Annotated in this window: 12 protein-coding genes; 3 read left to right on the top strand and 9 right to left on the bottom strand. The window is 46.4% G+C overall.

Annotated elements, in window-relative coordinates; genetic code table 11:
- Positions 1-206: 206 nt before the first annotated feature.
- Positions 207-845, top strand: coding sequence for an acyl-homoserine-lactone synthase (locus IM317_RS22775; RefSeq protein WP_033145557.1), 639 nt, complete (start codon positions 207-209; stop codon positions 843-845).
- Between the two features lie 14 nt (positions 846-859).
- Here IM317_RS22775 and IM317_RS22770 read toward each other — a convergent pair whose 3' ends face one another.
- Entirely contained in the window at positions 860-1,552 is a 693-nt protein-coding gene (locus tag IM317_RS22770) for a LuxR family transcriptional regulator (protein WP_033145558.1), read from the bottom strand.
- Positions 1,553-1,854: 302 nt separating this feature from the next.
- Complete coding sequence (locus tag IM317_RS22765) at positions 1,855-2,439, bottom strand: NUDIX domain-containing protein (protein ID WP_033145559.1); 585 nt, start codon at positions 2,437-2,439, stop codon at positions 1,855-1,857.
- An 86-nt stretch (positions 2,440-2,525) separates the two neighbouring features.
- Here IM317_RS22765 and IM317_RS22760 point away from each other — a divergent pair, with 86 nt between their 5' ends.
- A complete protein-coding gene (locus IM317_RS22760) occupies positions 2,526-3,293 on the top strand; it encodes a DeoR/GlpR family DNA-binding transcription regulator (RefSeq protein WP_033145560.1) in 768 nt (255 codons plus the stop codon).
- Between the two features lie 12 nt (positions 3,294-3,305).
- Here IM317_RS22760 and IM317_RS22755 read toward each other — a convergent pair whose 3' ends face one another.
- The 4 genes from IM317_RS22755 to IM317_RS22740 all read right to left on the bottom strand — a co-directional run bounded on the left by IM317_RS22755 (position 3,306) and on the right by IM317_RS22740 (position 5,710).
- Complete coding sequence (locus tag IM317_RS22755) at positions 3,306-3,677, bottom strand: VOC family protein (RefSeq protein WP_033145561.1); 372 nt, start codon at positions 3,675-3,677, stop codon at positions 3,306-3,308.
- 87 nt (positions 3,678-3,764) lie between these two features.
- The gene (locus tag IM317_RS22750; RefSeq protein ID WP_033145562.1) at positions 3,765-4,193 is read right to left on the bottom strand and encodes a DUF4354 family protein; all 429 of its coding nucleotides are present in this window, start codon (positions 4,191-4,193) and stop codon (positions 3,765-3,767) included.
- Positions 4,194-4,229: 36 nt separating this feature from the next.
- Positions 4,230-4,673 (bottom strand): PACE efflux transporter, encoded by a 444-nt coding sequence (locus IM317_RS22745; RefSeq protein WP_033145563.1) that lies wholly within the window; start codon positions 4,671-4,673, stop codon positions 4,230-4,232.
- Between the two features lie 74 nt (positions 4,674-4,747).
- Positions 4,748-5,710 carry an NAD-dependent epimerase/dehydratase family protein gene (locus IM317_RS22740; protein WP_033145564.1) on the bottom strand — a complete coding sequence of 321 codons (963 nt, stop codon included), beginning with the start codon at positions 5,708-5,710 and terminating at the stop codon, positions 4,748-4,750.
- 94 nt (positions 5,711-5,804) lie between these two features.
- Here IM317_RS22740 and IM317_RS22735 point away from each other — a divergent pair, with 94 nt between their 5' ends.
- Positions 5,805-6,713, top strand: a complete 909-nt coding sequence (locus tag IM317_RS22735; RefSeq protein WP_033145565.1) for a LysR family transcriptional regulator — start codon at positions 5,805-5,807, stop codon at positions 6,711-6,713.
- 211 nt (positions 6,714-6,924) lie between these two features.
- Here IM317_RS22735 and IM317_RS22730 read toward each other — a convergent pair whose 3' ends face one another.
- From IM317_RS22730 to IM317_RS22720, 3 genes are all read right to left on the bottom strand, one after another.
- Complete coding sequence (locus IM317_RS22730) at positions 6,925-7,404, bottom strand: hypothetical protein (protein ID WP_016157956.1); 480 nt, start codon at positions 7,402-7,404, stop codon at positions 6,925-6,927.
- 15 nt (positions 7,405-7,419) lie between these two features.
- Positions 7,420-7,788, bottom strand: a complete 369-nt coding sequence (locus IM317_RS24325) for a helix-turn-helix domain-containing protein (RefSeq protein ID WP_016157957.1) — start codon at positions 7,786-7,788, stop codon at positions 7,420-7,422.
- 43 nt (positions 7,789-7,831) lie between these two features.
- Positions 7,832-8,120 (bottom strand): negative control protein of sporulation (locus tag IM317_RS22720; protein WP_193362531.1); only part of this gene is annotated, 289 nt, incomplete at its 5' end.

The following is an 8,120-nucleotide window of genomic DNA, read 5'->3' as shown; positions in this document are numbered from 1 at the left end:
GCTCTGTACCCGAAACTATAAATATTAGATAATCATGAATGGATATATCCCTGGTGTTTCGTAGGTCTTTGACCTCCTGGCCACTGAGTTTCACGAGGACTTAGTGGCCGGGTACTTTTTAAGTATAAGGAATACCATGCACAATGAAAGCTGTCCTAAAAGACAGGGGATAATAGTTTCAGGTGTTATTATCAGGAATAAGAGCAATGAATTCTGTTATTGAGTTTTTTTTGCATGATTACGATGATTTACCGTCAGCATTAGCCCGCGAACTCTTCCGACTCAGGAGAAAAACCTTTCGGGACCGACTCGACTGGAAAGTTGAATGCGTTGAAGATATGGAAAAGGATCGGTTTGACAACCCAAACACGACATACTTGCTGGGTATGTACGAGGGGCAGTTGTTATGCGGCGCACGATTCATTAACACGACGCATCCGACGATGATAAGCGAAATCTTTCACAATTATTTTGACGAAGCCATTATTTTCCCGGCAGATGTTCCCTGCTGTGAAATTAGCCGTTTATTTTTAGATAAAGAAACGCGAGACTCCGCAAGTCTGCAGGGCGTGCCCGCCAGTAAGGCATTGTTTCTTGCGATGAATATGTATTGCATAAAGCAAAAATACCATGGAATGTACGCAGTCGCCAGTCGCGGTATGTATGCCATATTTCGCCATGCGAACTGGAAAGTTGAAGTTATTCAACGCGGTGTTTCTGAAAAAGGGGAGGTTATTTACTATATTTATATGCCTGCCAGCATCAGCATTATTGAAGACATTATTAGCAAAGACAAATCCAGTCACTGGCTTCGCGAAATGCTGGAGCATTTACGCCACTTATAACCAGTGGCTGAGGCTCAGTCGTCCAGTAAACGTAGTTCTGTACCAAGCTTTATTGCGTGTCTGGCATTATTCACACCGAGTTTTTTCATTACATTTCCCATATGGAACTTAACGGTGCGTTCAGCAATAGACAAAATAACAGAAATTTCTGCGTAGGTTTTCCCGGCGCTGACCCATTTAAGGATTTGTCGCTCACGTGGCGACAGAAAAACATTCTTTTTCTGTTGATGCTGGCTATACAGGTTGAGTGTCTTCTGATGCAGTTGAACAAGGAAGCTTAGAAATTGTGGCCGATATTTTTCTATATCAATACCAGAGTGCTTAGGACTGATGACGGATAAGACGACAAGATTATTCAGATAGTCATGCAGAGGAAAAGTCTGTCCCTGGTAGATATCATACTGGACGCTTTCGTTGAAAATGCGCGTCAGGTTATAACCATCCGACAGAATGACATCACTTTCCCAGAAAAAATCTTCAACACAGCGCAAAGCCCGAATGATAACAGGGTCAATGAACTGATATTTCCTGTCGAGGTAGATATCAAACCACTCGGGGCTGTTATTGATTATCCGCATCTGGGAAGGATCTTTCTTGTTCATAATGGCGTAGGCGAAGACGATCCCTTTGAAATCCTCAAAAAACGCGTCCAGCTCACTCTGAATTAGCGTATTGATCGCTACGTCGTTGTAATATGTATCCTTCACGTGAGTTGCTTGCCTCCTGTTCGAGTGGAGGAGCAAGTATAATATGCTTCGTTATCTGTAGCGAGTCGCATTTTAATCCAGCCAACAGATAAGACAGGCTACCTCAACTGGTAGCCTGGCCAGCGTGTGGCATTTCTAATGGTAAATGCAGATGACTCGGCGAATTTTTGAAGATTTTGTCAAATCCCGAAATAGTTCACTAAATATAGTAGGCTGCAAAATTTAGGAAGTTTTCCGCTTTACATTTGAGTAATGTACAAGCGTACCGACCCAGATTCAAAATCAGGATTTTAACCAGCAGTCTACATAATGCCTTTAAGAGCAATATGATAAAGCAGCATGATGGTTTTACCGTCGACAATCTTGCCTGTTTCAATGCCGCGTAATGCCTCTTCAAGCGTCATTTCCAGCACGTCGATATCTTCTCCCTCAGCCTTGATCCCGCCGCCTGCGCCGGTTCTGTCTTTCGGCTGATACTCGGCAAGATAAAAATAGAGTTTTTCCGTGACGGAGCCCGGGCTCATATAGGCTTCAAAGATTTTCTGCACGCTCGAAACCTGAAACCCTGTCTCTTCTTCCGCTTCAGCTTTTATGCGGCTTTCGGGATCCATGTTGTCCAGCAGTCCCGCCGCGGCTTCGATTAAATCGTCCTCATGGCCGTTGATAAAGACGGGAAAGCGGAACTGGCGCGTCAGGATCACCGTTTTTTTCTCACGGTTGTAGAGAAGAATAGTCGCGCCGTTGCCACGGTCGTAGACCTCCCGTTGCTGTCTTTGCCATTCGCCGTCACGGCGCTGCAGGTCGAAGGTGTATTTTTTAAGGTTGTACCAGTTATCTGACAGGGTTTCACTGTCAATGATGCGCACATCTGCACGTTTTGATTGCACGTTTGTTCCTCCTTACGTAGAGTAATTATCATAAACAGCATTATCGTGCACTTTCAAGATAAAACATGCAACATCAGGAATTCATGATGCTCACCAGTCAGCGAAAAAAATTGATCCTCGAAAAGCTCGGCGCCGAAGGTCAGGTCCAGTCAAAAGCACTTAGCATGCTCTTTGACGTTTCTGAAGACACCATTCGGCGTGATTTACGCGAGCTGGCGGCAGAAGGGCGTTTACAGCGGGTTCACGGCGGCGCGCTGCCGTCATCTTCTGCTATTGCTCCCTATGCCGAACGGCAATCCGTGAAGATGGATGCAAAAAAGAGGGTCGCCCGGAAAGGGGCACAGCTGATTTCATCAGGGCAGGTGGTGATCGTTGACGGCGGCACGACAACATCGGAGCTGATTACGTTTTTCCCTCCAGACCTGCGCATCACGGTGGTTACGCACAGCCCGAGCATCGCCCTGGGGCTTGTGGATCATCCGTCCATCGAGGTGATTCTGATCGGCGGTCGCTTGTATAAGCATTCCATTGTTGCGGTCGGCGCTGCAGCGATCGAAGGCATCGAAAATATTCATGCAGATCTGTTTTTTATGGGCGTGACCGGGATCCATCCTGAGGCGGGGCTGACAACCGGCGATTTCGAAGAAGCGTGCATCAAACGTGCATTTTCCGGCAGAGCCGCGGAGACGGTCGTCCTGGCTTCCCCGGAAAAGGTCAACACAGCGTCTTCGTTTGTGATTGGCGATGTGTCATCGGTGAACACCATCGTCGTTGAAGACAATACCGATCGGGACTGGATCCGCGCGGTATTGGAAAAAGGGGTCTCCGTCGTGTTGACCTCGGAGAGTGACTGAAAAAGCCTTGTGCTACACGCCCTCCGGCGCATGGCACACTGCCTCGATATTGTGGCCATCGGGCGAGATGACAAACGCGGCATAGTAATTTTCACCGTATGACCTCAACCCCGGCCCGCCGTTATCACGTCCGCCGGCGCGCAGGGCGGCATGGTAAAATTCATCGACCTGCTGGCGCGTGTTGGCTACAAACGCCAGATGCAAAAGGGCAGGTTTTTCATTTGTCTGAAAAAGACAGAGCGAAACGTCGCCTGAACTCATTTCGACACCGTAGTCTGGCGTGCCCTCATCGATGAGTTCTACACCAAGCGGCTTAAGCGCATGGAGGAAGAAGGTTTTACTTTTTTCATAATCACTGACGCCGAATTTCACATGATCGAACATGGTTCCTTCCTTTATGAGATGGAGAAATAACCAGTATAGAAGGAGAGTGGGGCGACCATACGAAATAACGTGTCAATGTGACAGTCATCAATTTATGCAGTCTTTTCCGATGCCGAAGCGGACAAATGGCATATTTAAAACGTCAGGGTTTGAGCTGGAAAAATAGACCAATCCGGTTCTGTTGTCCCTTGGGTTGTATTTTTTTAGCATTTCAAGCTCAATGCCGGTGCTCATAAATGTTTTCCCGTTTTTATCAAACAGGAAGAAACACATTTTATTATCTTTGCCCGGCTCAATACTTTTACCCGACGCGTTATCAAGCGTAACCTTGTAGCTAACCATATATTTTGCTTCGCCCGTTGTACTGTCCCATTGGCTTCCCTGAGACTCTTTTTGAGCGAAAATGGTTATCCCGGTGAGCTTGTCGTCATGGCTCTCTTTCTTAGCGGCCTGAGCCGTCCCGGCGGCGGACAGCGCTAACGCAAGACAAATTCCTTTAGTCAGCAGACTTCGCATTTTTCTTCCTCTTCATTTTTACATTGATTCACTTAGCTATAACGCCGAACGCTTTCGTCCAACGAACGTCCAGCGCAGGTAGTCGTAAAGCCAGTTAAACAGCATCGTATAGGGCAGGAAAAACAGCACCAGGCCAATCTCAACAAAAAATGCCTCCGTCACGGTCAGGTTCAGCATAACCATTGCCACAGGGATTAAGGAGATGATAAGTCCCGTTTCAAAACCAACCGCATGGATTGCGCGAACGAGAAATGTGCGTTGAAACTGATGTTTTTTCTGCAGGGAATCAAAGAGCTTATTAAAAATAAAATTCCAGACCGTTGCGGTAAGTGCAGATATCACGGACAACGAACCTGACTGAAGTACCGACACGTTCATCAGCCAGGCGAGTGACAGCGCGATGATAACGTTGGCCGTCACTTCAAAAATGACAGCATGGAAAACTCTCTCTTTAAAACTTTTATTTAATTCAATTTCCATTTGCTTACGACAGCGTTTTCAAAAGCTGAAGTATATCAGACATTTTTCAACCCTTTCTAAACGTGCATGTTATGTTAAATACAGCCCAGGCCCGCTAGTGTAGAACGCACGGCCTCGGTAAGAGGGGTCTGCGGTTCATGGCCTAAAAAGGCGATCAGTTTTGAATTATCCATCTCTATTGTCTGCTCCCAGAGATAGCGCATCTCCCGCATTTCACGCAGCGTGGTGTTAAACGGACTCATTGCAGAGACCAGCCACCATGGAAATGACTTCACCTTCGCCTTAATACCGGCATGCTCCGCGACGTGCTTTATGGCTGTGGTCATCGTTGTCCCATCAGGATCCCAGTGTCCACGCATATGGAAACAGGAAAACGGTTCGAGTTCATCCCGCCGCGCCAGCAGAGCCGCAACGGTATCGGCGACATCCGGCAGATAAGCCCACTGATGTCCTGCGCCGTGTTGCCCGGGATTTTTAACGACCTTCGGTGGATGTCCCGGTTTTACCAGTCCCTGTGAAAACCAGTTGTTGCCTGCGAGGGGACCAAAAAAGTCACCCGCCCGCAAAATGAGCACCTTTCCGCCACGCTGAGCATAGGCTGAGAGCGCCTTCTCCATTTGCACGCGTATGGCTCCTTTTCGGGTAACCGGATCCTGAGGGGAATCCTCTCGTAAGAGGGGAAAAGCATCAGGACCGTAGTTATAAATGGTGCCCGGCAGAACGATTAATGCACCGTTTCGCTCCGCTGCGTTGATGGTGTTATGCAGCATGGGTAAAACCAGCTGTTCCCAGTTTCGATAACCCGGCGGGTTAACGGCATGGACAATCACGCTGCAATCTGACGCCGCTGCCTCAACCCGTTCAGCATTCTGCGCATCGCCGCTTATCCAGGTCATGCTTTCGTTGCGATCGTCATGTTGAGGAGCGCTGCGGCGCAATGCCCGAACATCCCATTCGTCACGGATCAATTTACGGGTAATTTCGCCACCGATCCCACCCGTTGCGCCCAGTATCAGTACCTTATTTGTGCTTATCATTGTCTGGCCCTTATTGGATATCTGCTTGACATCTTAAGGGCTGCACGAGCTAAATGTAATTGCATAATATAAACCAACAGGTATGCATTTTTGTATGAAGCTAAATATCCCGTGGGAATGGTATCGCACCTTTTTGGCCGTGATGAAAGAAGGGTCTTTGTCAGGGGCCGCACGCAGGCTTGCCATTACCCAGCCAACCGCCGGACGCCACATTGCGGCACTGGAATCAGCCCTGGGCCTCGTTTTATTTACCCGTTCGCAGACGGGATTGCAGGCCACGGATGCAGCCGTTGAGCTGAAGGGCCATGCGCAGGCGATGGAAAATACGGCCATGATGATTGAGCGGTCGGCTGCGAGTTTCAGCTCCGGCGCAACCGGGTTGCGGGGCGTGGTGCGCGTCGCCGCCAGTGAAATCATCGGCACTGAGGTTCTGCCTCCCGTGATTGCACAGATAAAGGATGCATATCCGCAAATAACCGTTGAACTGGTTCTGTCTAATCGAGTTCAGGATTTACTGAATCGGGAGGCGGATATTGCCGTACGCATGGCCACGCCGGTGCAGGAGCAACTGATTGCCCGTCGGATGGGAAGGGTTGAAATAGGTCTGCATGCAGCGCCAGCATATCTGTCACGACGTGGTGCTCCGGAAAATATTGATGAGTTATTCACCCATACGCTTGTCGGTTTCGATAATTTAACGCCCTTTATTTTACAGGCACTTAAACAATATCCACAGCTAAACCGCGATCTGTTTACCGTACGGACCGACAGTGATATTGCCCAATTAAACCTTATACGCGCAGGGGCCGGTATCGGAATGTGTCAGGTTCAACTGGCAGATTTTTCTCCGCCGTTGCAGAGGATAATGCCCGATTACTTTGCATTTCATCTGGACACCTGGCTGGTGATGCATGAGGATTTACGCCACAGTCAGGCCTGCAAAACGGTGTTTGATTTTCTCGCTGAGGGTTTACAGGCTTATATCAACAGAGCAAAACGGTAAGCCATGCACTGTGAGGCGCTCATGACGATAGCAGCATGTGAGAAGACACATTCAAAGGTCATCAGCATCCAGGCCCAACGTGCCCATAAGAAGCCAGATTTCTTCTGATTTCATATTGGTGCGCATAATGTTCCACACGTTATGTTGAAAAGGCCGCTGCGAAAATCTCTCCCGCAGCGGCCTATTTAGCATAACGTCATTGTGCGCATCACTATGCAATTCGAGTTACTAACTCGTAGAAGACGTCTTGGGTGAAAGGTCGACGATTATTTCTTTTATCATTGCCATCGACTAGTGACCATACACCTGGCTCACTAGCACCACCGATAGAATCCCTCATGTACAGGTTACATTTTAGGTTTCTATTGATACCAGTGTACTTTATTTCCACTTCACCTCTGGAGCCCATAAGATATAATGCCGTCGGAGAAAAACTGATTCTCTTGTTATCATTAGATAACACTACAGATTCAATTGAATATGTTTTTGGCGCTGTTGTTACATCATTGATTATTGATTCGCTTCTTTCGATCTTTACTGGAGTTCCTTCAAGCCACTCAACCATTGTGTTTATAAGGCCTCGCACTTGCTCTTGAAACTCTTTGATGTCGTCATTTGTTCTTTTTTCGCCAATCTCTTTATCAGATGCTGATTTATTAAAGGCATTTATTAAATCTTCTTTTGAAGACATACTAATTCTCCTTAGTTAATTGGACTTCACAGTAAATTTATAAAACCACTTTTCTTTATGCACATCAAGTTGATATACATATTCTACAATTCTATCCATTGTTTCAGGGCAGCAACTTTTATCTGGAGTTTGTAGTGCGACGAAAAATTTGTATTGCGTTTCAGAGTCTTGAGATTTAACTATCTCATTGAATTTATTGATATATTTGTCAGCGGTGGAACGTGAAACATTGAATTCTTCAGCTATCGAGTCAATACTCAGACCATTATCAAATAGTAATTTTGCCGTGATTAGCTTCCGATAATACCAAACTCGCGATATATCAATTAGTATTTGATATGTTATTCTTGAATACTCTTTGATGTCGAAAGCCTTATTCTCCATCCTTTACCTCTTTTGTCGATTATTATCACTAATAAACATATGTTCAGGCATTTCCGGAGATGCTGTTTTTCATGTAGAAATCAGCATAAACCATATTTAATTCATTTTCGGAGAATGCATTTTCTATTGTGCCATGTTCCAGATTTATATTGAGCTTACCAACTGGAATAGAAACCGCTTTTCTCATTATATTCTCTGTGACCTTGTGCGATCTAAATATACCAGCGGCAGCATCTCTCAAATCGTCACTTTTAGGGTTGCTAATGCTTGAAATAAATATTCCTGAACCTATTATTTTACCTTTCTTATTTCTTATGCCAGCTATATAAGCA

This window comes from Enterobacter cloacae complex sp. S3 (genome assembly GCF_014930495.1).
Classification (GTDB): domain Bacteria; phylum Pseudomonadota; class Gammaproteobacteria; order Enterobacterales; family Enterobacteriaceae; genus Enterobacter; species Enterobacter asburiae_B.
The sequence above is the reverse complement of the archived record's forward strand: the minus strand, read 5'-3'. Positions and strand labels throughout refer to the sequence as shown.

Coding starts and splice junctions, on each gene's coding strand:
- IM317_RS22775 (WP_033145557.1), top strand. CDS start 207: ATGAATTCTGTTATTGAGTTTTTTTTGCATGATTACGATGATTTACCG.
- IM317_RS22740 (WP_033145564.1), bottom strand. CDS start 5,710: ATGATAAGCACAAATAAGGTACTGATACTGGGCGCAACGGGTGGGATC.
- IM317_RS22735 (WP_033145565.1), top strand. CDS start 5,805: ATGAAGCTAAATATCCCGTGGGAATGGTATCGCACCTTTTTGGCCGTG.
- IM317_RS22730 (WP_016157956.1), bottom strand. CDS start 7,404: ATGTCTTCAAAAGAAGATTTAATAAATGCCTTTAATAAATCAGCATCT.
- IM317_RS22745 (WP_033145563.1), bottom strand. CDS start 4,673: ATGGAAATTGAATTAAATAAAAGTTTTAAAGAGAGAGTTTTCCATGCT.
- IM317_RS24325 (WP_016157957.1), bottom strand. CDS start 7,788: ATGGAGAATAAGGCTTTCGACATCAAAGAGTATTCAAGAATAACATAT.
- IM317_RS22760 (WP_033145560.1), top strand. CDS start 2,526: ATGCTCACCAGTCAGCGAAAAAAATTGATCCTCGAAAAGCTCGGCGCC.
- IM317_RS22750 (WP_033145562.1), bottom strand. CDS start 4,193: ATGCGAAGTCTGCTGACTAAAGGAATTTGTCTTGCGTTAGCGCTGTCC.
- IM317_RS22755 (WP_033145561.1), bottom strand. CDS start 3,677: ATGTTCGATCATGTGAAATTCGGCGTCAGTGATTATGAAAAAAGTAAA.